20 protein-coding genes are annotated in these 23,660 nt (G+C 38.7%); 9 read left to right on the top strand and 11 right to left on the bottom strand.

What is annotated here, in order from left to right:
• Nucleotides 1-244: 244 nt before the first annotated feature.
• The 9 genes from PUW25_RS26665 to PUW25_RS26625 all read right to left on the bottom strand — a co-directional run bounded on the left by PUW25_RS26665 (nucleotide 245) and on the right by PUW25_RS26625 (nucleotide 11,384).
• Nucleotides 245-643, bottom strand: a complete 399-nt coding sequence (locus PUW25_RS26665) for a hypothetical protein (RefSeq protein WP_205055005.1) — start codon at nucleotides 641-643, stop codon at nucleotides 245-247.
• Nucleotides 643-2,493, bottom strand: coding sequence for a glucosaminidase domain-containing protein (locus tag PUW25_RS26660; protein WP_274336768.1), 1,851 nt, complete (start codon nucleotides 2,491-2,493; stop codon nucleotides 643-645). The genes PUW25_RS26665 and PUW25_RS26660 overlap by 1 nt, the downstream gene beginning before the upstream one ends.
• A gap of 17 nt (nucleotides 2,494-2,510) precedes the next feature.
• On the bottom strand, nucleotides 2,511-5,360 hold the full coding sequence (locus tag PUW25_RS26655; protein WP_205055004.1) for a CD3337/EF1877 family mobilome membrane protein: 2,850 nt from the start codon (nucleotides 5,358-5,360) through the stop codon (nucleotides 2,511-2,513).
• Nucleotides 5,335-7,977 (bottom strand): ATP-binding protein, encoded by a 2,643-nt coding sequence (locus PUW25_RS26650; RefSeq protein ID WP_205055003.1) that lies wholly within the window; start codon nucleotides 7,975-7,977, stop codon nucleotides 5,335-5,337. Before PUW25_RS26650 ends, PUW25_RS26655 begins: the two co-directional genes overlap by 26 nt.
• A gap of 36 nt (nucleotides 7,978-8,013) precedes the next feature.
• Nucleotides 8,014-8,418 (bottom strand): TcpE family conjugal transfer membrane protein, encoded by a 405-nt coding sequence (locus PUW25_RS26645; protein WP_090727272.1) that lies wholly within the window; start codon nucleotides 8,416-8,418, stop codon nucleotides 8,014-8,016.
• Nucleotides 8,419-8,724 (bottom strand): hypothetical protein, encoded by a 306-nt coding sequence (locus PUW25_RS26640; RefSeq protein ID WP_251584631.1) that lies wholly within the window; start codon nucleotides 8,722-8,724, stop codon nucleotides 8,419-8,421.
• Between the two features lie 18 nt (nucleotides 8,725-8,742).
• Nucleotides 8,743-9,867 carry a conjugal transfer protein gene (locus tag PUW25_RS26635; protein ID WP_205055002.1) on the bottom strand — a complete coding sequence of 375 codons (1,125 nt, stop codon included), beginning with the start codon at nucleotides 9,865-9,867 and terminating at the stop codon, nucleotides 8,743-8,745.
• Between the two features lie 13 nt (nucleotides 9,868-9,880).
• Entirely contained in the window at nucleotides 9,881-10,264 is a 384-nt protein-coding gene (locus PUW25_RS26630; protein WP_205055001.1) for a hypothetical protein, read from the bottom strand.
• A gap of 127 nt (nucleotides 10,265-10,391) precedes the next feature.
• Nucleotides 10,392-11,384 carry a replication-relaxation family protein gene (locus PUW25_RS26625; RefSeq protein WP_205055000.1) on the bottom strand — a complete coding sequence of 331 codons (993 nt, stop codon included), beginning with the start codon at nucleotides 11,382-11,384 and terminating at the stop codon, nucleotides 10,392-10,394.
• 648 nt (nucleotides 11,385-12,032) lie between these two features.
• Here PUW25_RS26625 and PUW25_RS26620 point away from each other — a divergent pair.
• Both PUW25_RS26620 and PUW25_RS26615 read left to right on the top strand, forming a co-directional pair.
• The gene (locus PUW25_RS26620; RefSeq protein ID WP_090727267.1) at nucleotides 12,033-12,335 is read left to right on the top strand and encodes a hypothetical protein; all 303 of its coding nucleotides are present in this window, start codon (nucleotides 12,033-12,035) and stop codon (nucleotides 12,333-12,335) included.
• 22 nt (nucleotides 12,336-12,357) lie between these two features.
• Entirely contained in the window at nucleotides 12,358-13,689 is a 1,332-nt protein-coding gene (locus PUW25_RS26615; protein WP_090727265.1) for an FtsZ/tubulin family protein, read from the top strand.
• A 155-nt stretch (nucleotides 13,690-13,844) separates the two neighbouring features.
• Here PUW25_RS26615 and PUW25_RS26610 read toward each other — a convergent pair whose 3' ends face one another.
• Nucleotides 13,845-14,654: a helix-turn-helix domain-containing protein gene (locus PUW25_RS26610; RefSeq protein ID WP_205054999.1), complete on the bottom strand. Its 810-nt coding sequence runs from the start codon at nucleotides 14,652-14,654 to the stop codon at nucleotides 13,845-13,847.
• A gap of 528 nt (nucleotides 14,655-15,182) precedes the next feature.
• Between PUW25_RS26610 and PUW25_RS26605 the strand changes: the two genes are divergently transcribed.
• On the top strand, nucleotides 15,183-17,633 hold the full coding sequence (locus PUW25_RS26605; protein ID WP_249436142.1) for a type IV secretory system conjugative DNA transfer family protein: 2,451 nt from the start codon (nucleotides 15,183-15,185) through the stop codon (nucleotides 17,631-17,633).
• Nucleotides 17,634-17,651: 18 nt separating this feature from the next.
• On the opposite strand, the gene PUW25_RS26600 is transcribed toward PUW25_RS26605, so the two are convergent.
• A complete protein-coding gene (locus PUW25_RS26600; protein ID WP_090727262.1) occupies nucleotides 17,652-17,957 on the bottom strand; it encodes a hypothetical protein in 306 nt (101 codons plus the stop codon).
• Nucleotides 17,958-18,210: 253 nt separating this feature from the next.
• Here PUW25_RS26600 and PUW25_RS26595 point away from each other — a divergent pair, with 253 nt between their 5' ends.
• From PUW25_RS26595 to PUW25_RS26570, 6 genes are all read left to right on the top strand, one after another.
• A complete protein-coding gene (locus PUW25_RS26595; protein ID WP_205054998.1) occupies nucleotides 18,211-18,828 on the top strand; it encodes a hypothetical protein in 618 nt (205 codons plus the stop codon).
• A gap of 104 nt (nucleotides 18,829-18,932) precedes the next feature.
• The gene (locus PUW25_RS26590) at nucleotides 18,933-19,415 is read left to right on the top strand and encodes a hypothetical protein (RefSeq protein WP_205054997.1); all 483 of its coding nucleotides are present in this window, start codon (nucleotides 18,933-18,935) and stop codon (nucleotides 19,413-19,415) included.
• The gene (locus tag PUW25_RS26585; RefSeq protein ID WP_274336769.1) at nucleotides 19,412-20,260 is read left to right on the top strand and encodes a 30S ribosomal protein S1; all 849 of its coding nucleotides are present in this window, start codon (nucleotides 19,412-19,414) and stop codon (nucleotides 20,258-20,260) included. The genes PUW25_RS26590 and PUW25_RS26585 overlap by 4 nt, the downstream gene beginning before the upstream one ends.
• A 12-nt stretch (nucleotides 20,261-20,272) precedes the next feature.
• Nucleotides 20,273-21,181, top strand: coding sequence for a replication-relaxation family protein (locus tag PUW25_RS26580; RefSeq protein ID WP_205054996.1), 909 nt, complete (start codon nucleotides 20,273-20,275; stop codon nucleotides 21,179-21,181).
• Between the two features lie 66 nt (nucleotides 21,182-21,247).
• On the top strand, nucleotides 21,248-22,633 hold the full coding sequence (locus PUW25_RS26575; protein ID WP_205054995.1) for a hypothetical protein: 1,386 nt from the start codon (nucleotides 21,248-21,250) through the stop codon (nucleotides 22,631-22,633).
• A 37-nt stretch (nucleotides 22,634-22,670) separates the two neighbouring features.
• Complete coding sequence (locus tag PUW25_RS26570; RefSeq protein ID WP_205054994.1) at nucleotides 22,671-23,654, top strand: flagella basal body P-ring formation protein FlgA; 984 nt, start codon at nucleotides 22,671-22,673, stop codon at nucleotides 23,652-23,654.
• Nucleotides 23,655-23,660: the final 6 nt, after the last annotated feature.

Raw genomic sequence — 23,660 nt, 5'->3', positions numbered from 1 at the left:
GCCTGCTCCATCCTTTTGCATCAAGGCAATTATTTATCGTTGTCGAATATGAACAACATGCTCCTCTCTTCGCTGAAATATAGCAGCAAAGAAAAATAATTCATTTAATAGTAATACAATGATTATAGTCTAATTATGGAAAAGGGGCAATAGAAAGGCCTTCAATCGACCCATCTATTACCCCAGTATTAATTGTTATGCTTCCCCAAGCGGTTAAATAAACTTTTTGCAGGAAAATAGAATACTAATTGCTAAACAACTCGTAAATAGAACGGTACTTTGGATCCGTTTCTTTGCGATCAAGGTTCAATTTTTCCCATAGATCAAGGATAGCAGTCTCCTCACCATGAAGAGTTCTAACGTTCAGCAATTGTATGAGTAACTGATGAAGCGGCTCTTCGGCAGATAATCCTCGATGCATCTGGAAGAAGACATCCTCATGTCGATACAGTATCAACTGTGCAAATTCAACTTGCTTCTCCGGTGATATCTTTTCTGGCATCAGGATACTTTGAAAAAGGGATACATCATCGCATTGCATTCCAGCCATATGAAACCATTCTTTTAAGCCGGTGAAAGTGATTTCTAAATTAAGCATAAAGTATGTTTCGGTCTGTAACTGTTCAACTAATTGTACATTCATTAGTATGTCCCCCTTACGTACTGAACGTTAGAGATATAAAGTTCCTCATCGGTACCACTGGAAGGAGTTACTGCAATAGCTGCAGGAAGGTCCTTAACAAATAGATTAGGTCCTTCAGTCTCCCCGTAACCTCCATTGTTCACCACGTTATTATAATTAACTGAATTAATGATTGGTTTATTAAAAGTCGGATCGATTAGATCGGATTTAGTAACCGTTTGACTAGTTTGTGTTTTACCGGTTTTGGAGTCTGTAACAGTTGACGTTGATCGGTATACCTGCTTTGCATAGTTACCATAAAATTGCTGGATGCCGAATACGAGAGTTACAGTACCATCAGTATTTACACTCCCTCTGCTGCTTCCACCGCTTCCACCGCTTCCTACACTTCCTCCCCCACTACCGAATGGTACATCATTGAAAGGCTGTCCAGTTGCAGGATCAATTCCTCCGTTGGCATCGAGGGAGACGAGATTCTGACTTCTCATAATACTCTTAAGCTTATTTGCATATTGGCTATCTGTAGCATATCCTGCCCGTTGTAATTCATTTGCGAAGGCATAGGGATTATCCTGGGCTAAAGCAAAACGATAGCGAGGGTTTTCTAAAAGAAAAGCTGAATGATCTGCAAATGATTGCTCTACACTAGAGTAGGCACGGAACGTACCAACGATCGTGACAATGTTACCACCATATTCTTCTTTAGTTGGAGATGAACAAGTAGGACCTTTCCACCCTTTGGATGCTTTGATACCAAAAACGTTATTACATACGCTTCGTTGACCATACCCTGATTCGAGCGCAGCTTGTGCAAGAGTGACACTTGCAGGTACCCCGCTTCTGCGTTCTTCTTCCATGGCAGCGGCAGCATACTCAATAAAGAAGGGATGAGTTAGTGAACCTAGATTTGGTGGAACTGAAACTTCAGGTACGTCTTCTGAAGTTTCAGTTCCCTCCCCAGTTGTTGAGCTGGACGCGCCAGTCTGAACATTTCGTGTCGTTACAGTTCCCATATTGCTAAATGGAGGTGCAGCAGATTCCATATAGACTCCGCTTAAATAGAGCATCTTATTTGAAAAATAATCATAATCTCCATCTTCTTTAGAAAATTTCACCTTATCGAAATACTTAAAAGCTTCTTTACTAGCAGTATCCGTTGCCTTAGACATGAGCATTATGAAAGGAGTAGGGTCAACTGGCTCTTCCCCTTCAGGAATCCACTCATAATGAAGATGAGGACCTGTAGACTTACCAGTGTTCCCCGATAGTCCAATGATTTCCCCTCGACGAACCAATTGACCTGGCTCGACGAATGCTTCACTCAAATGAAGGTATCTTGTGGTGGATGAAAGCTCAGGATCAGAACTTTTAACCGAGACATATATACCGGCATTTGAATTACTTTCCGTTGAGTTTGTAGACGGATAACTCACGGTTGTTACAACGCCATCGAATGAGCTGATGATTGGAGTGCCCACGGGTATACCGAAATCAATTCCTTTATGGAAAGCTTTCGTTCCAAAAACAGGGTCAGTTCGCTCCCCAAACTCACTGGTTATGATCTTATCCAGATCACGATAGTAAATTTGAGGAGGTAACACCCTTTCAGATACAAATGCAGAAGAAGCAACGACGGTTGTAGATGAAACTAGCGCTGCGATCAGAAAGAAGAACATGAAGATTCCAGCCAGCACTGCAGTTACGATCCAAAACACAGGGTTTTTCAATAACGATGTTGATACTTTATTGAGCAGTCGCTTTATCGCTTCATTTTTGATTCGTTGCTTAAGGTTTTCCTTATTCAAACCACCTTGCAATGCTTCACCAATAATAGCTTTCTTGTCTAGCAAAATAGTACGCCCCCTTACTACTCAAGCTGTTTTAGGACCCTGGTTTGTTTTCTACCGCTTTGCGCTTTATTTGCCACTGTTTTCTCAATGTTACGATTGGCAGAAGAAACTTCAGCGCGATGCAGCTGACCGCGGGCCTTTTTCATGATTTCAAGGGACGCTTTCATATCATCTAGTCCACCTGTTACTTCACCAGTTACCTTATTCCTCAAATTCATGACCACTTCGGTTTTTGCATTAGTATCAATTTCAAGCCGCATGTCTTGAAGGTCATCCGTAGTGATGCTGTTTTTGAGATTGGCACGTGAAGCTTCAATCTTGTTCTTAAGATCCGGATTACTAAATTTAACATTGTTAATGGTTAGTTTAGGATCGGTCACAGGAGTTGCTGTAACAGACATAGGAACGTTAAATTGAGTTGCGATATTCTTACCCTTAACATTGTTCATAGTCTTCTTAGGATCAGGAACGGATGGTAAAGTTACAGGAGCTGCAAGAGCTGCAGGTACTGCAGGAGCCGACAATATTGATGATGGTACAGATTTAGTAGTATTAAAGCTTCCTGCACTATACTTATTTCCTCTAGATCCGAACTGAGCCGTTGGTAGAGGAGGCATATTTTTCATAATAGTAGCAGGATTCTGTAAAGGATTTAGCTGAATTTTAGGTACTTCAGATATTCCACCATTTTGTACGGCTACCCTTCGGAATGAGTCATTAGCTTTTAGTAGCCGCTCCTTCTGTGCTCCATACTCAGGCATCGATTGGAAATGAGTAGCAACGGCAATCCTACTTTTTCTTGATAGCATCGTAGTGTTTACTTTGTTGGTGTTGCTGAGCCCTGCTTCCTTAAATCGACCATCCATTTTCTTTACAAAGTCAGAGTGTCTGATTGGTTCACCCGTCTCGATGGAGGTATCAACAGCTTGCTTATATTCCGTTTTGTACCTTTGGAACAATTGGACCATAACAAAATCATCCACTGCAGTTTCGAGTTTACGATTCCGATTGAGTGTTTTGGCCCTGTCGAGTTGGTTTATAGCCTGTTTTGGTCGATTCACCATGAAGGAACTTGCTTCTCGGATTGCATTCTCATTTGAATACAATGTTGATGCAACCTCTTGATCATTCATGTTCTCATTTACGCCCTGCATAAGAATCGCGTTACGCATATCTCCACCATCAGTTTTGACAGACGACAATCTGTTCTTCTCTTCTTTCCATTCTTTGTCCAACCCACGGAAAGGATTTTTACTGCCATTCCGAAGATTCTCATTTACTTTCTGAACAAAAGGAGAATATTGTGCCTCTGCTCCAGATTCATTAGAAATTTGTTCGGCAGCTTGTTTCTCTCGCTGGTAACGCAGGACCATACTTGCTGTAGTAGCATCGTTAATGTTGGTGCCGGCAGTACTGAGAGAAGACGGAGTAAATGTACTAGGAACTCCTTCATGCTCTTTTCGGTTAAACATGCTACTGATTTTACCAGCAGTACTGTGATACAAGGTTCTCGTTGCACCACGCTGTAATGTATCTACAACAGTGGATTTGGCACGTTCCGGCATTGGAATATGACCGGCTGCTTTGCTGAAAACTTGTCCAATCTCGTTACGATATTTGAATATAACAACAACTACAATTGCCTCTACTATCATTGCGGTAAACCAGCCTGCTCCTGCTGAATAGACAACATCAAAGGATAGATGTCCAAATACTAGGGATAGACTTAAGAAAAACATGACAAAGGCGGTCATTACACAAAGACCTATTAATTTGATGAATTGTTGCTTCATAGAGTTGAACCCAGCTTCTTTACCTGGAAGAAGCGTTGCAAGTAACGTTACGGCCATAACAGCTGCATGAATTAGCAGTTTCAAACGATAGAATATAGAAAGGACAGCCCAGAAGATAAATAACCCAAGTGTAAAAATGGAGAATGCATAGTAACACACAAGTATTAGCATCTGTTCATATGGTCTTTCTCGCCCAATGTCGGGGTACTTACTTAGTGCCTTCTGTAAAACTGCTTCTCGTTCATCTGAAAATGGTGCTGTTGAAAGAACTTCGTTAAAAAGTTGAGGGTCTTTTTTTTGAACGTCTGGATCATCAAACTGGAGCATGGTGTAGGGTCGAACTACTAGCTCATTCCATACTTGTTCTGAGATCGTTCCTACACCATTGTTAGGATCAGTATTAAGACCAGTTGTTTTGGCGAGCATGGAGTACATCATCCCCCCCACCTCGTTGCCGATCCCATTAAAAGACTTAATAATGGTGCCTGCGTTTGAAATAAAACCGAGACATATGACAAGAGCCATTACGAAGCCTAATGCGGATTGATATCCATCCATGTATCTTCCTCGAAGCATATTAAACAAGATATAAAGAACGGTAATGGAAGCAAAAATCCCCAAGAGACTCCCCCATAGACCGTTACCTAAGAGACCGTTATTCACCCCTGCGACACTTTGAATAATATCCTCAGCAGCATCGATTAATTGATCCATAAAGGAAAATGTAAATGCTTGATGAGATAAAAAGGTGAATAAACGAGTGATTTGAACTAGGACAAGAAAAAAGAAACTTAGTACATGATCATAAACCCTGATTATACCGTCCGAAGCTTTCTGACCTATTTGCCAGAATGATCGCTCTGGGATCAGTGTTTGAAATGAATAGTTGGTTGCTCCATACTTGTTATATATCCCTTCTTTGTTGTTGTCAGAAGGAATCATTTCATCGATGGAGGATGCTTCTACTACTGTAGGAAGTATCAAGACTAGGAGAAATGATACTATTACACCTAGCAATACAAGAGACTTCCTTATTTTCACTCCTCGCTTAATCATGGTCGGGGTCTTCTCCATCAAGCTCCCCTCCTACATCACCTGCAGCAGCATACTGCTCATAGTGTTCTTGGAATTTCTCAAGTATTGTATACTCTGTTTCCTCTCTTGTTTCTGAACTATCCTCTTCAGGTGGTCTAGTATCAAAACAATCAAAGAGACGTTGAAATACAACATCTACTGTAAGTACACCATTTCGGCCGTAAATATCCTGCATGAGACATTGCCCATTATCAAGATTCTTAATTAGATCAATATTTTCTTGAGTGTGCTCCAATCCAAAGTAGGAAAGCGTACTTTTGATCTTGGCTGTGTCTGAGTCCCTAAACGCAAACTTCATTCCAATGTTACCAGCAAGGTCACCAGCTACATCTGTAGGGTTTTGAGTCGCAATTCCAAGTCCGCCATTTAGAGAGCGCCCCGTACGAATTACACGATCGGCCATTTCCTTCCCGATTTGAGTTCGCAGGATCGCCCATGCCTCATCCATTTCGGCAAGTGTAAAGACCGAGCGATCAAAATAAATGAAGGTATCCATGAATCGACCAATTGAATACATCGTGGCTACAGACATTTTCTCAACCAAGGAGTAGTTCCCGGGAGGCTTTTCTACAGGAGGCATTTTAAGATTCTGAACCTGTAAAATGTTCATCGCATAGTTTAAGTCAATTGTTTTTTGTTCCCCGTTACCAAAAAGTAACTTGGCAAATGATAAGTTACTGAAACTGTCGAGTACTTCAGCTACCACAGCAGCCGGTTGTCTAGTCTCACCCATTTGTCGCAGGACATCAATACATTTTTTTAAGTAAGGTTTCGGTTCGGAAGCTACTCTTGTGACCGCTTGAGATATGTAACTGTACTCTACCCGATCACTCTGTACAGATGCTAAGTATGATAAAATGTCCATCGCTGCTTCTTTAGCATCTTCAATATTTTGTAGCATCACAAAAGGATCCAGCTTCCCTTGATCCTCATGAGAAGCAGATAAGGTAGCCACTTGAATTTGTCCTTTTAGCTCAGGCAGCATATCCGGCCAATGAGAACGTTCACCCTTAGGGTCGAATATTAGAGTTTTTCCTCCGCATACTGCGTTAATATATCCTAACAAGTTTAGCAGGACGGATTTACCGCCTCCGAGTGTTCCGCTTATGGTAAAAGACGGTGATCTATTGATTTGGCTAGCGTGCCTAAGATCAACAAATACAGGTTGTTGTAATGACCCCGTTGTGCCTATATAGACCCCAATGTTATCTCCTAACTGTTGAGTTGCCCCAAACATTCCGGAAGCCAATGTTTCAGGAGGGATTCTTTGAATATAGTCTGAAACATAGCGGGGGGATCCAGGGATAAAATCATTAAAGAGTAACCATTGATCACCTGCAGGTAATTCAACATGTATGTTTCCGAAATCTCTGAAATGATCCTGCAATATCTTGGCATTACTTTTTAAGAGATTAATATCCGTATGGTACAGCCCAAAGGTAATATGTGTAATGAAGGTTTGGTTCTTTCTTTTCTTATACTCGTCTTCGAGCAGTAATGCCCTTTCTTGCTTTTCAGCAAGTTCAAGAGGTACGGTTGCACCAGCTTCATGCACGTTCTTTACCTGGTTGTCGATGTCAGTTTTTTTCTTTGCTAGTTTCTTAATTGCTTCAGGTGCTTCTATCACTTCCACTTTAATGCTCATTTGAACTGGAAATGGCAATGTAGCTGCACTGTAAAGCCACTCACTTCCCGGCATATCCATATTATCTGGAAGTTCAGAAACGGTAAGATACGTATGGTAGATGTAATCGTCCTGGCCTTCATGGGGCTGATTAATCTGCAATCTACGAGGATGCGATCCATCAATTTCAGCCTCAGTCAAAGTGATAATTTGTCTTGAGTCATATAAGAATGTATCAAGACCGCCGCGGTTTCCTTTTCTTTTCTTTGGAGTCCATGGTTTGTCTTTCGTCGAACGGAGAACTGGATCCGATATCCCCCACCAGAAGTTACGCTTGATTAGCCACTCTGTTGTTGCAGGAGTTCCTCGTTTTACTTTGATTCTGCGGGAAATACGATCGTATATTTGCCGCTCCTTTACCATATAAGCCTGGTATTCATGTTCGAAAATTTCTGGTTCATTAAGACCTGAAATATGTTCAATAAAACGTTTAGGATGAAGAATCATTTTCTTCATTTCGGTATATACGTTCTCTATTTGTTCTACCAGATCCTTATCATCACTCTTGGGGATGTATACAACAACATAGGGACGATATTCCGCATTATTGGATCCATCCGATGTGTTGTATGCTTCGCCTAGATAATCTTCCATTCCGGAGATATACCTGTTCCCCCAACTTTTAAGCGGTCCAGTATTTCGTTGTCTAAGCTTTTCATGGTGCTTAGCAATGTCATGGGCTTTAGGTAACCATAGGATTTGGAATTGGTCCGTTAACATGCTTAGGAAAGAGGTTTGGGCAATCAGACGATCTATTTTTTGTTGGTCACTCTGATGGTCATATATGAAAGGATCTAGCTCATATACGGCCCACACCTGCTTGTTATGATTAAATATTAAGTTTCCTTCAAAGTAAGCAATAGGGAACTCAACGTTTATTTTATTTGGTCGCTTAGTCACTTCCACACCCATAGTTCTACCCTCCTTATTAAAAAAGAGGAGCGCGTATTAAGCACGCTCCCGGTGAGTACGATAAACCACTTTGCTGCCGTAGGTATATCGCTTATTGTGTTGAATCGGTCGATATCTTCGAAGATGTTTTGGTCTTATCCAGTGAAATATCATTGAAAGTAGCCATTTATGTGGCGCTTTCCCATCAAGTTTTTGTTTCATGATTAACCAGGCAGAGACAAATGGGAGGACTACATAAATATAAGCATCTGGCAGGAAAAATAATATTTTACCGAAAATCGACCAAAATACTAGACAAGCGAAGAATGTGCCGATAGCTCGAACATTCGCAGGCACCGGTAACTTCTTGCCTTCAAAAGCGTAAATAACCCAATCCCAGGTCCATATCTTTGAGTAATTAGATACGGTTACTCGTGGGGATTCTGATTGTCTATCACTCATTTAGATGCCTCCGAAGATTTGGTCAAAGAAGTACTTAGCTAGCTTTTGTACATCAGACCAGTTCATCAGGATAGCTACTACAAGTGCAATTGCAACAAAACTGATTAGTTTCATCCAATCGCGTTTGATTAGATGATAAACACCGATAGCAATCAGGATTCCTGGTACAACTCCACCAATATTAGTTTCAAGCCAATCACCTAACTTTACTCCTGGACCACTTGCAAAAGCAGGAGTAGCTATCAGCATAAGAGCACTTGACATTAATGTAGTACGGATCATTAAATCCTTTTTAAACATCTTCATTTAGTTAACATCCTTTCATTAATTTGCATTATTGGGCTCAGGCAGCACCTGAGTTGTTTCTTCTACATTCGGTTGTGGCTCTTCAGTCAATTGTTCCTCTACGGCAGAATCATTTTTTTCGGTTTCCTGGGAGGATTTAAGAACATATAATCGGCCATCTTTCTCAGTTACGTCGAGTGACCATGCGTTAGTAAATGACTCGCCAATGTCGCTTTTTAAGATGACTGTCGCTTGAATTCTCATTGTTTCACTTTGATCTTCGATACGGTACATATTGAGGCTTTCAACTCGGTCAAATACGAATGAAGATTTGATCAGAGATTTTGGAGCATCATCCGCAATTGAGTAGAAATAACGCAACTGACTAGCATTTCCTTCGTACCAAGCACTAAGGAAGCTGCCGGTTAATTCTTTCGCTAAAGCAAGCGTATTTGTGTCGGAGACTGATGGGCCTATCGAGGTAGTTGTTGCTTCCCCTTTTGGTAATTCGGTAACAAACCGAGGATACGACCGGATTACCAACCCCTCTTCTGCTACAGTCACTGGTACAACCATGTAGACTTTGTTTATTGATACTGCTCTTTCAGTACTCTCAATATTATTCGTAGGTGTTGTGCTTGATGGTTCAGTAGGAATTTCAACTTCTCTTCTTACCATCACTGTTACTTCCACTTGATTTTCGTTTAGTTGTTTTGCATCAAATACTTCTGTTGTCAGGACACGACTTGATCCTTTAACGTCTAGAGATTTTATTCCTGCATCTGAATCAATGCCCGACACAAAAGCAGCCAATCGTGTTGAACGCTCAGAGAAGTTATTCATATTCCAGGTGAAGTATTCTGAAGCATAATCCGCGGCGAATCCTTTAACTCTTTCTTCAATTACAGGAGCGGTTTCTCCATTAATGATGGTCTGGTTTACCACACGTGTACCTTGAACAAATGACATGCACCCTTTGATGAGGATAAAACCGACGAATATCCAAACGCACGTTCTAAGTAATTTCATTCCAGTCCTTGATTTTGGAGCTCGTTCCTTTATTGCCTTGTCAGACTTCAACCTCTCAGCTGTCTTCTTTACAGAATCCGTAGTTGCTACTGGTTCATCTGTATCTATTATTTTGCTTTTTCTGAATAGTCCCAAAGATTATCACCCCCTATCGATTTCGAGACTGATCACGGTTTTTCGGATTGAAGACGACACCAATAATGAACAATGCAACTATAGCTAAAATAATGGCATGATGCGTTTTAAACCCGAGGAACCAATCCCACCATGATTCGATTTTGTCCCACCAACCAGGAGCTCGTTCCGCTATTGCGTTTGTTGCGTCATCGATTACCTTAGCCACTCTGTCGTGAGAATCGCTGTATTCCTCTGAAGAGATACCATGAGATTCTTGGCTTTCTTCTGTATGTACAAGTGATGGGCTTGGCTCAGGCTGCAATTCTTTTGTGGGGCTCCGAAAAAAAATAACCGAAGCAATTAGAAGCAGTAATGCTCCTACACTTACCAAAACAACTTTTTTGTTCTTGCTCAAATACTCACCCCCAATTTCATATATACATATATATCAATTAACTAACTAACATAATAACACACAAGTATATATATTAATATACAACAATTAGAGTGGGTTTCAGCACAAATTGTAAAGGTCTCCCGCTCTAATTGTAGTGGGATGTGCCTGCAAGATCGGAATAAGCAATAAGAATATCTTCTATTTTCCGACCAATCAGCACTCGATGTTTTTTGCCAAAAACTTTATCGGCAGCATTACCTATATTTTGAAGCCTTGTCCGATAAACAGCATCTGGAATTACAAAAGCAATGATTGAATTTCGAATTATTGGATTCGTAGAAGCTTTTATAACATCTCTATACCGTTCCAGCTTCTTTTGTATGGAAACCTGTTCCGTGTAGAAAGGGGATCTCTGAATTGGTTCAGTAGATCGATCTAACTCAATACAAAAGAGCTGTTCTCCAATTCGCAATATTGCATCGGGGCGTACCTCTTTTACCCTATTGTCTCCCCACACTATTTCAGAGGGATACCAATCCCAATCAATGAATTGTCTTAAATCATTAAATCTCGCCATCCACTGATATCTTAAATCGAGATATATCTTTCCGAGTTCCCAATAATGGTCTTTTTTCGCTCGTTCCATGTCTACTTCAACTTTAGACAACTTAGAATCATCAGGTATTTCTAATCGTTTCTCAACTATCCTCAGTCCTCTGTTAGATAGGTAATACCATGTTTCTCCTGTAACTCTCCCCCTTCGTTTGCTTGGTAAATCAATAGCATCTGGAATGATGGAAGTACTTTCTACTAGACCGCGATCCTTTAACCGCTTAAATGTCCGGCGTGCTTTCAAGACTGCTCTGTTCCTATTTTTTTCTTCCAGTTTGTTTTTTTCTACCTTACCTGCAGTTACATATTCCTCATAATGCATTTCTGGTGAATCAATAAAGTACGTGTCTACGACTTCTGTTTGTGGGATACATCTACACTTGTAGAGGTCTATCAATAGACGCCACTCCCTCTCTGTTAGGAGATCTATCGCTTCGCCTATGGAGTAGTCGCTAACTCCCTTCTTTCGTTTTTTGCCTCCCTCTTCACTTGGATCAATCCGTTCAAACTTCACTTGGTCAGCCAATTCATTCATCTCCTTTGCTACCCATGAGTGGGCTTAGGTTGATACACCCTCTTTTAGGGTATTAGTCGGGAATTCTTTATGATTAAGAACCCACGCCATACAAGGAAGTATAACAAAATCATTGGCTTTGTATCATGAAATTAAAAAACAATTAGGCAGATAGATAAAAAGATCAATGAATGGACAAATAAGGAGTCAATGGATGAACAAATTCCTATAAAGATAAACGGTAACCAAATTTATTAATGGGAAGCAACAGCGTAATTGCAAACTTTCTAAATATATTACTCTACTCAAAAAGCTTCGTTTGAACTTAATAAGACCAAAATTTTGAACTGGATTTAGTTCCAACTAATCATAGAAGCACTAAAAAAAATGAAATTAAGGCTCCAAGAACTTGACAGGAAACAATATCCTGCGGAATAATAATAACGACACGTTACGCAACGTGAAATTCTGGATTTTAAATTATTAAAATTGTAGATAATATGCAGGATTCTAAGGCTAAAGTGTCAAATTACATAAAATGACGCTGCGTTAAGTAACGTTAATTATTTTTGTTAAATCATATTTAGTGCGTCGTAAGGCGTCGTGTGTTTTAGTTTATTTCAAATCGTAATATCTTATGTGAAAGGGAGTGATTGAGAATTGAATGGTCACGTTGAATACCCTCCAGAAGTATTAGACTTTATAGCTCGTAGAATTCCACAAGAAATGATCAGCGTATTTGCTGAGATTTGGAATCACCGTTCTGAAGGAGGAGTTACCTGGACACTTCTGGTTAGTAAAATTGGGGATCGTTATTTAGTAGAGAAGGCTCTTCTTCTATTAGAGACCAATGGTTTTGTTAATGTAGACCCCTCCCCACTCGATCGGAGACAGAAGAAGTATATTCCAGACGAAATAAGAGGAAAACAATTAGCTCTTTACTTACGTGATAGTAAGGCTTAAACAATAATAGGAGGTAAAACTAATGGAAATGAATCTTGGATTTATCACACTTGAGGGCTTTATGCGTCGGACTGATGGTAACCAGAAAAAACTTAAGTTTTGTTTTATAGCTTGCGGACAATTCGGTGGACGTCAAGGTGACGAACTAGCCCGGTTAGGACATACAGTTTACGCTCTAAACACCTCTGAATCAGACCTTTCGGACCTCAAAGTTGTCCAGAATATTATCAAATTAGAGGGTTACAATGGAGCAGTCAAGGATATAGAGCGTGGCCAAGCTGCTATTAAAGATAACCGTGAAATGGTCCTCTCTCTTTTAAGCAATCCCGATGTTGTAGATGCTGACTTTGTTTTTGTTATCGCAGGTATGGGTGGAGGCACAGGTAATGCAGCTGCTCCTATCATCTTAAGTAACTTAAGCAGAGTAAGAAAGCCATTCAACGGAAAACCGTCATTTGGCGCAATCGTCTCAGTACCAGGATCATGGGAAAAACGTGGTATCAAAAAGAACGCTCGATGGGGTTTATCACATATTGATGAATTGATTAAGAAAAACGCTTGTGGATCAGTTACAATCATTGATAATGAAAAGCTATACACGATGACAGAAGGGATTTTTAGTAACACAGAAACTAAACTAGAATGGACTGACTATGGTAACAGTACTCTCGCTTCATTGCTCACAGAGATATCTTTTATGACTTCACTCCCTTCTAGCAAGACTTTTGACGAAGATGAATTACTTGATGTACTGAGTACTCCTGGCTACTATTCGTCGGGAAAATGCTATATTCATGAGAATGACTCTCTTGAAGTAAATAGCCTCACTTCTATCATTGAAAAGAGCTTCAGAGAATCTCCTACTGCCAATGACTATGACTACGAACTGGATGCAGTAAATGGATTTGTTGCAGTAATTCATCCTAAGCATAAGAACCCGATTATAACTGATTCAGAGTTTAGAACACTGGAAGAAAGATTTGGCCGCTTTATTGCTAATGCTGAGAAACCTCATTCCGGATTGATTGAAAACAATATCTGGGGAACAACTACTAGTCGAGGAAAACACAGCGAAAATGAAACCAATAAAGCAATTCTCTATACTGGTGTAGTATGCTCCCAATTACCTGATAGAATCGTTAAAATGTTGGAGGAAATTGACCGCGAAGAGCAAGAGTTAGAAATTAAAAAGAATGAGAGAAAGAACAAGACAACATTGGATTTGTCTGCATTCAAAACAATCACAAAAAATGAAGTGGCAGCATCAAAGGAACCGGTAAATAGTGAGTTTGATTTATTTGGAGATACAAGCAAAAAGACTAAATCATCTGATGATGATGACTTTTTACTGTAGGCTCCCCTCCCCCCCTTTATAGGGGTGGGTTGTTATCCAATAATAACGATGCGTTACGTAACATTACGCGTCGTTAATTTAATCTGAGTGTACTTCCCTTCTTATTACTGAAAAGAGTAACAAAAAAAGCGCCGCGTAAAGCAGCGCTTTTTTTGTTACTCTCCCCCACCGAATAACCCGAAGAATCCTTTTTTCTTTTTCTTACGTGCATTCTCTTCTCTTTCTAAATCTTCTCGGGAGATAACTGCCCAGTTCTTCATATTGTCCTCTAACTGTTGTTGGAACTCGCTCTTAGTGTTTGCCATAAGGTCATCTAAGTGTCTTTTGTTTGTTTCTGTAGTTGTCTCAACCTGAGATCTAAACTCATCTTTCATTGAATTGATGCTAGATAGAAACTCTCTGTGTTCTTCTTGAATTTTGTCATGGAATTTTGATTCTATTTTCTGAATTAAGTTCTCGTCTCTACTAGATTGAGATGATTTTAGAGTCTCAATTTCTTGCCTAACGAACGCGTGGGTAGTTTCAGCGTGTGTTTGCAGCACTTGATCAAGGTGACCAAAAAACTGCTGCATACGCTCTTCCATATTAACTACAAGTTGTTGAACCTCTTGTAGCTGTAAGGATTGTGAATTCTGTTGGGAGAGGGATACAAGTGAGTTGGAGCCCCCTTCTTCCCCACTTGGAGCTGAATACATCTCATTTTTAGGCCCTGCCATATTCATATGGAGAAGCATCTGCTTTATCTGGGTAAAGCTCAACTCATACTCGGAATCGCGCCATTTCTGAATTAGCCGGATTAATTCTAAATGCCTCTCAGTATAGTAACGATTCTCGTGTGGATCCCTTGGGACTACAAAAGCTTCCCCCAATTTTTCCTCCCAGTTACGGAGAGTATTTTGCGGAACTCCTGTAGCATCACTAAATTCCTTAATTGTATAGGCCTTTTCAAACATAGTTTCGTTCATGATAACCCTCCCTTCGTATTGGAGACCCTCTCCAAAATGATTGAGAGATGTATCTACCCGATGTAATACGGTTCTCTTAATAGAATTATATACGACTCCCATTGAATCGGGAAGAGCAAACAAGGCACATGTATATATCTCCAATTCATTGAGAGAGATATATATACATACTAAGAGAGATATATATATCAAATAAGATAGATAGATACTAATACTATGAGAGATGTATACATATACCATAAATACTGTTGCAAGTTAAAGTGTAAGAGTATAATTTTGGACTGGGAGACGATCTCCTACATAATTGGAGGGGGTATTTTCGGTGTGGGAGGGGGTCTACATGAGTGTGGGAGACGTTTAAGTTAGATGGAGGGGGCTCCATGTGCATGGGAGAAATGTATATTTGTAATCTAAGTCTGTTCAATTGCCGTTTCGTTCAGTAAGAAATATTCAATAGGTAGTAGATTTTAGAGGATTTTATTGTAATATATTAATTAACTAATATACTAATATGAGAGGTGCAGCTTTTTGAAATATATTGGAATGGTTATCGGAGGAATAATTTCAGCCATCGGTCATATGATAGCATTTATATTTAAGAATGTGTATATTGCTGTTCGAAGATTTTCTCTTGATCCAGTAAATAAGAATACCATCTGGAATTCTCAAGCTTTTTTATTGTTAGTTTTATTAATTATCATTTTTCTATGGTTGGTCACAAAATATCAAGACGTAATACTCGGAATAGATGATCCGATTGTATTTAGAGCAGTTCCTATTATTTTAGTCTGCTTTTTAGGACACTCGATATATTCATGTCCTGCATTACATAGAAATCATTATGCAAAGCCTGTAATTCAGACTTTTTTGAATGCACTTAGTGTGCTAGCAGTAGGCCAACTGATAATTTATTTTACAGACAATAAAATTGGATTTGTAATTACAATTCTTTTATTCGTATCTACAATCATCTTGACTTTATATTACACATTGCGTATACGGGCGAATTCTACAATTTTTAATAAACTCTCTGTGGCAGCTGAGGGAATAAATACTTCTAACAAAAGTAAGTCAAAAAATACAATAATGACTTTTAGTGAGAGCGAGGGAGAGGGAGAGGGGGAGGAGAATACTACTTTTATTAGAGATGGACTAGTTAAATTAGAGGATATAGATATAAATACACCAGGTTGTTTAAGCCATTTAAGATACTACTCTGAGTTATGTGAATTGGAACTGTTTTACACGAATCCAACTAGAGAAAGACAAAGTCAGCTCATGAAGCTTAATCGATCAGATAGAGCACAGCATGGTCAAATCATTGCAGGAACAGGAGCTGGTAAAACTCTTTTCGCAACTAACTTGATTACTCAGGATTTGTTGAATGACTACATTGGAAGTACGATTATTGATCCTAAGGGAAGTTTGATAAAACGAATGGCTAATTTTTTGGATCGAATTGGGAGGAAGTATTACAGACTTGATCCTTTGGTTGAGAACTCTGATTGTTTAAATCCTTTTTATGTTCCTGAAAGTGAAGATATTGAACCAATGATCGAGAGGAATGTAGCAGCGTTTCATGCTTATCTTGGACCAGATGCACAAATTTACTTTAAAAGTCGATCTACACAGCTTTTTCGAGTAGGTGTTAAAGCGTTAAAACTAGTTTACGGAAACGAAGCCACTTACAATGAGTTAGATAAGTTGATTCAACCAATTAATGATGAATTTAGAGTTGAAGTGTTGCACCAAATTACACTTCTTGGAAAAGAAAGTCAGGTACCGTTGCTGATTGAATATACACGAAATATGGCGGGTTCACCTAAAATGCAGGAGCATGCGATGCAAACTTACTCTAACTTGTATGATTACCTTTCTGAATTGACGTCTAACAAATATATTCAAAAGATGTTTTGTGGTAAATCAACATTTAGCATTGATGAAGCTATGAAGAATGGCGAAATTATTCTTTTTAATGGAGCTTACGGTACATTACAAACTTTAACGTACACTGCTGGTCGTTTATTTTTGAACCTTGCAAGGGCGAGCACATTCCGGAGAAATATGGATGGGAATGTACGCCCACATCAATTAACTATCGATGAAGTGGAAATGTTTGCGGATGAAGAATTCTCAACATTTATGGAAATGGCCAGAGAATTCGAAGTGTTTGTTAATGTGATTCATCAAGGGAATGAACAATTAGACGATGTGAGTAAAAGATTAGGAGCTATGGTAAAACAAAATGCTGTTCAGAAATTCATAATGGCTGGTTTGGATCCTAATGATGCTAAGTACTATTCAGAAATGATAGGTGAAGAATACAAAATTGGACAAAGTAGTGGGACTGATGAAATGTCTGCTACTGGTTTCAAAACTCAGATAAAAGAAGAAAAAAGGTATACTGTGATGCCAAAAGAAATACTTAGTCTGAAAGGATACAATCCTGAAACTGGGGATCCCGCGGAATGTCTATTCAGAGGAGTACATAATAATGTTAGACTGGATCCGGTAATAGGGCTTATCTATCCGCTGCCGAAGATCCTGTTCACTCCCCTTAAAGAAGTTTTAAAAGATGATGAGATTATTGAAGACCAGGAGATATTAAATACGGAATCTCCAAATAGGGGGGATGTAGGAGGGAAAAGAAAAGATAATAGTATTGATCAACTGGAAAGAATAAAAAGGAACGCACAACTTAGTAAAGAACTTCATTCCACTAAAGTTGAGGCTGAACTCCATACTGAAGACACTGAGCCAGAGATAATCCGAAATTCGATTTGGGATGACCCAGAACCATTGGCTCGAAGTATTGATGATGATAAATCGAAGCTGAAGGTAAATGAGAGTGTTGTATCTCCTAGTGGGGTAACCTTCAAACCGGCAAGTATAGATGATAAGGCACTTAAGTTAGCACAGCAAATCAAGAACGATGCACAAATCTCCAGAAAGGAAAAAAAGAGTAGCGCGACGGAGTAATCCGTCATGCTACTCTTTTTATTCTTCATTCAAAGTATGGAACAATTCATTAAATTCTTCATAAACTTTGATACCAAGTGGTGTGAGACTGTAGAGTTTTTGGCGACCACTCGTATTATATTGTACAAAGCCGAGAGCTTCAATCCAAATAACTGCGTAATTAAGTTCACCACGACGTACTCTGCTTTCTAGGGATAAATCTTCCTTGTTATAATCCTTTTTTGATAGGGATTGCATAACGAGTTTTGGAGCGTTTGGCAGATTTGTAATCATTTTTTCTAAGTAATCTCTTAACTCTGACGATAAATCAAAAGAAAAGGTCATATTATTTCACCGAGCCTTTCAGGTTACTATCATATATATTAACACACAATATAAGTAAATAACATATATCGATTAGCGTATATATATCATAAAAACTCATATTTAAAAGCATTAAAATATGTTTTCATTAATTACTTTCTAGTACATTTTACCCAACTTGCAGGAAAAATTACAGGGGGAGGTTAAAAAATTTTGTTGAATTGAAAAAGAGTAATATAATAATCTATATCGGAAACTTTTGAGAAGGGATGCGATGTATATGCATCAATTTTTTGATCCTTCAATAAAACCAGTTGTGACGACTGACTTAGATGGCAACATCAAGTATGTTAGAACATACGGACTCCAACATTATGGTTACCCAGATCTATATATAGAAGAATCAATAAATAATTATGAGGAATTGTTTCATGGTATCTTGGATAAGATTTACACCCTCGATTTTGACATAAACCATGCTTGGTATTTTAATGGTTCGTTGTTAAGTTTTGAAATGATTCCACAAGATAATCTTGCAAAAATAAAAATATCTCATGATGATGAAGTTAATATTGTTACTATGAACAATCCTTTGACTCAACAACCATACAAATTGATGACGACTGGAACTGAAAGTGTATACAATCATCCTGAAATTAAGATATCAGCAAGTATTCTACATTCGAAGGAGATACTTAAATTTGCTATAGATGAGATTCGAAAGGGAGAGTACTACGATGATGAGTCGTATATACTGTTTGAGGATCAAGAATATTATATCGAGAGAACTACCGATCGGTTTGGTAATGCTTACTTAGAAATAAGGCAGTTGGATACAACAGAGCTGCTGCCAAAAACAATAAAAAGAGGTCAACTTAAAAGGGTTAAATAATAACCCTTCATTTTTTTCAAATATAGTTGTATATTAATATATATATAAACTAACTAATTGATTATAATACATGGAAAGGAGAAAATTTAGAGAGGAGCAATAGTTTGATTGATAAACATCTACTTGAAGAACTGGAGTTTGTGCTAACCCATCCTGATTGTAATGTGGATAGGCTTGAGAACTTTTATAACAACTGTCTCCTCATGAACGAGTATGTGCCTATATACGCATTCGTTACAGCTATAAAGAGAATAAATCCAAGTTTACTCATTGAATGGTCTAGTAAAAACAAAATGATTTTAACAGCTACACAAGATTTAGAATTAAACGAAAAAGATAATGACATTAATGCTAGTGACTCAGCTCTTCAGATAAGCATTGACTTAGCCGGACATTTACCAACAAAAGGGTATTACAAAGTAATATGGTCCTCGGAGCTTGGAGAGGAATTTATTAATAAGATGTTCAAAAGAAAAGCGATTAGAGTAATTGATCGAAAACGTAGGGATTTGGATCTGGTTGGTTTTCGTTTCGTGACAGATCGTAAATACGCACTTTACATAAAAGTTAAGGAGGAATCAGCGTGAGTTTTCAATCACTTTCATCAAATCCAATGCAGGAATACAGGACGTCTTTACGTCGAAAACAAATTCACCAAGGTTTAGTGAGCGGTGTAGAGGTACACGAACCTCATGGCAAGAAAATGGAGTGCGTGCTTGTTCATTTAAATAATGGTCTTAAAGGGTTAATTTATGAGGATCAATTTGATAAACATAAATTCCGTTCTCTTGTAGGTTTTATTGATCATCGAATTGATTTTATGGTTTTGGATGTACAGAAAATGGGGCTAGACCCTGAACAATTTCAGGTCTTTGATGAAGAAAAGGGAATTGTCTTGCTTTCTCGTGTGCAAGCAATTGATGAACTTCAGGAGGAATTTTGGGAGACTGCTGAAGAAGGACATGTTGTTACAGGAACAGTTTCCGGATGGGAAGAGGAACGTTTGTATGTTTTAGTAAAAGGGGTTTCATGTGTGCTAGCCATTCAAGATTATGAATATGATTGGACGCATTCAGCTAAGAACCTTGTACCACTCGGCACTACGCTTACTGTTAAAATCAAGAAAATTGATAGGGAGAAACAGCAAGTACGAGTATCCCGTAAAGAGTTGTTAGAAGACCCATGGAATCGTGTCCGAGAGAATTTTGGCGTGGGCAATTTTTATCCCGGGGAAATAACACGTGTCGTTGAAAATGTTGGGATTTTCGTTAAGCTGACACCTGGCGTTGAGACTCTTGCTTGGTTTCCACCAAAGCTTCCCTCTCATGGTTCACTTATTGGAAAACGAGTGAGTGTGAAAATAAGAAACATTGATGTGGAGAGAAGGCGTATTAAATCAAGAATTTGCAAATTTCCTCATGAAATTTATTAAGGGGAGTGTAATATGGAATTTCAAGTGTCTCCGTTGTTAGATTCAGCGGAAGAACCGACACTCCAACCAAAACCGATTTGGGATGATCCATATGCGTACGTTACAGGGATGGATCAGCTAACAAGACATGAGTTTTATTACATCGAAGAAAAAATAAAAAATGGTTGGATCACAGACAGGGATATTGAAATTGTAAGATTTCTTTTTGTACACCGCTGGATTACGCTATCTCAATTACAAAGAATTTTCTTTCCTGAAGCAGAGAGAGAGGAAACAGTTAAAAAGAGAGTTCGTAAGCTGTTGAAATATGGAATGATTCGGCGCATTCAATGGAAAACTTATTCAAGTCCGAGTGAGAATCGTCAGAGTTTTTATGAGTTAGGTGCTAGCGGTGCTGATGTATTGAAATATCGATACGGCTTAGTGTTAGGTAATAGAGATCCGAGGGCTACACGGCCTATGACCATGCTATATCGAATGAAATATTCAGTGACTAACGAGTTGTATATTCAACTTCGAGAGAATTTCAAAATGACACACTTTGAATTTCATCCTATTTTAAAAATTGAAGAAGAACAACAAATACCCATGGCTCGTTATATACTTCGAACTCCAAAGGGGAAAATGCTTTCATTCTACTTGGTTGTTCATCGCGAAGACGAGAAATGGTTGAAAACCTTAAGATATCAAGCTCAGTTCTACAAAAACTTTCTTAAAAGTACTGAAGGTGGTGGCATACTCATCTTACTTCTCTCTACTGAAGAGAAGGCCACTTTAGCACAAAAGCTTATCATGCAAGAAGGTATTTCAGATTATGTTTGGTTTCTAACTGATAATGATCTGTACAACCATCAGAAAAATCTCAAAACAAGCTTTTTCATATTTCAGAATGAGGAGAAGCAATACTATAATCTTAGCTAACAAGCTTTCATTTCATGTTTGTATATTAATAAATTGATATATATACAGGAATACAGGGGGTTGTAAATGAATCGAATATTCTTAGCTACCCCGGATAGGGATGAAGCAGAATGGTTTGCTGATGAGCTTAGTGATATTGGGAGAATAGTCAGAACAATTGATTCTTTAGATTTCTTTGTTCCTCAGTGGGAGTCAATTGAATCAAATATTGTTGTCTTCATGGAGAATGTTATACGGTCTGACGATGCATTTAAGCGACTCGTAGCGAAGATACGAATTGAGCGTCCTGGTTCAACAATTATGCTGATTTACCATCGAGAAGATGATGAATTGATTTCAAGCTTAATGGATGAAGGTATTACTTGCCTTAATTATATGGATCTTGAACCCGGAATTGTTGAAGTAAGAATCCTTGAAGCCTTAGGACATAGCGTTCGAGTTCCTGTACTAAAGAACCCTCAGGAGAATTGCTTTGGTGAGAAACTTGATGAAGGCAAGGAAGAATACCAGGAAGAGACATTCACTACTGAAGTTGAAATAATCTCTGATGAAACAACTGAGAAGGAAGATGGATCTCTTGAGAATGCTTCTTTAGACAATCAACCAGTTTCCCGATTTAGTGAATCTGCAAAAGAATTTAGTCGTCAAATCTCTGAAACAAGTGCCAAGTTATTTGAAAAGATAGATGAGAAGAAAAAGGCGATTATCGAAGGAAAAAAGCAAAAAAATCTAGATGTTATTCGTACAGAGGAACTTGATTTTGCTCCTGTACTACAAAAAAATGTTAAGCGTAAAAAAGAAAGGTTTGTTGGAACAGCTGTAATTGCAGTAACTGGTGTAAAAAGTGGTGTCGGTTGTACTCATACTGCCATTATGCTAGCTAACTATCTAGCGAGTGAAAATTATCCTGTTCTTTTAATAGAAGCAAACGATTCAAACGATTTTGTAGAAATTGAAGCTGCCTATGAAGGTATAGATAATCCAACAATACTCAAAAATCCAACATTTACAATTGACGGAGTTAGATATGCTAAGTCCGTCAAGGATCTTAAACTTTATCATTATCACTCAGGAAATTACGCTTTCATCATTATTGATATGGGAGCCTATCAAGAAAGTTATTGCTATGAAGAATTTTTACGAGCAAATATATCCATCGTCGTTGGGTCAGGAAGTGAATGGAAACAGAAAGACATTATGAACTTCTTTGAGGAACAAATTGACCTTGATCAAAGCAGGTGGAAATTGTGCGTTCCTATGGCTTCAAAACAGACGGTTGATGATATAAGAAAAAAATTACCAAAGAGGAAAATACATTCTTTGCCGTTTCAAACAGATCCATATCAGAAGGATAAGGTAGTTAACTCAACATTAGAGGAAATATTGAAGCTGCACCAACATCAACGACTCTCACTACTTAAAAAGAAGATGCAGACATTCTTTCAGGACTAATTTTGAACGGCAGTTATGAGATGAAGGGAGAAAATTCATGTCAAAAATAAGATTTCGCCAAAAACAATTGATTTTAGCCGGCTCCATCGGCGGAATTGTTGTACTACTGATTTGTGTTACAATCGGCTACTTCTATTTCAAACACATCGAGGGTAAAAACGAAACTGAAAGAAACATTCTTGAGGAGCAACGTGACTTTGCACAAATGCAGTTAGAAGAAGAAACAATAGCCGTTCAGGTAGCTGCAGACGATTACGAGGCTGGTGATATTCTACATGAATCGGACCTTGTAACCATAAATGTTCCGAAAAGAGCAGTACCAGAAAACGTTATGCATGCTAATGATATTGTAGGAAAGTACACAAAGATTAATTTGAAAAAGAATACACCTATCACCGACTCGATGCTTTATGAAGATGGAATAACACCTGATGATTTGAGAAACCAAGAGTTTCGCCTTATCGAGCTTCCAAGCAAACTGGAGAAGGATGAATTTGTCGATGTCCGCGTTAAGTTTCCAACAGGCCAAGACTACATAGTACTATCCAAGAAAAAAGTTAAAGACTTAGCCAATGGAACCATTTGGTATGAGATGGACGAGCAAGAAATCTTAACAATGTCTAGTGCCATTGTGGACGCTTATATCAATGATGCCACAATTTACGCATTAACCTATGTGGATCCACACATGCAAAATGAGGCTGCTATTACGTACCCTGCTAATGAAAAGGTCTTAGATTTGATCGATTCTGATCCCAATATTATAGATGTTGCAACAACGGAGCTAGAACGAAGATATCGTCAGAAGCTTGAAAGTGATTTGCAATCTATGACTGAGAAGCAAAGACAGGATTATAGTAACGGCAAGAACGGAACCAAGAAGGAAACTGAAGAGGTAGCTGAGACCTCAACAGTTACGGGGAATTCATTGCTCGATCAGCAGCAAACTCCCCAAAACTCAGAAGCTGTTTTCACAGATAACAATGTGAGTGTCCCAGTTGATGCTACGGTAACAGAGTAGGAGGCA

Origin of the sequence: Paenibacillus urinalis (assembly GCF_028747985.1) — a bacterium.
GTDB classification, from domain to species: domain Bacteria; phylum Bacillota; class Bacilli; order Paenibacillales; family Paenibacillaceae; genus Paenibacillus; species Paenibacillus urinalis.
The sequence above is the reverse complement of the archived record's forward strand: the minus strand, read 5'-3'. Positions and strand labels throughout refer to the sequence as shown.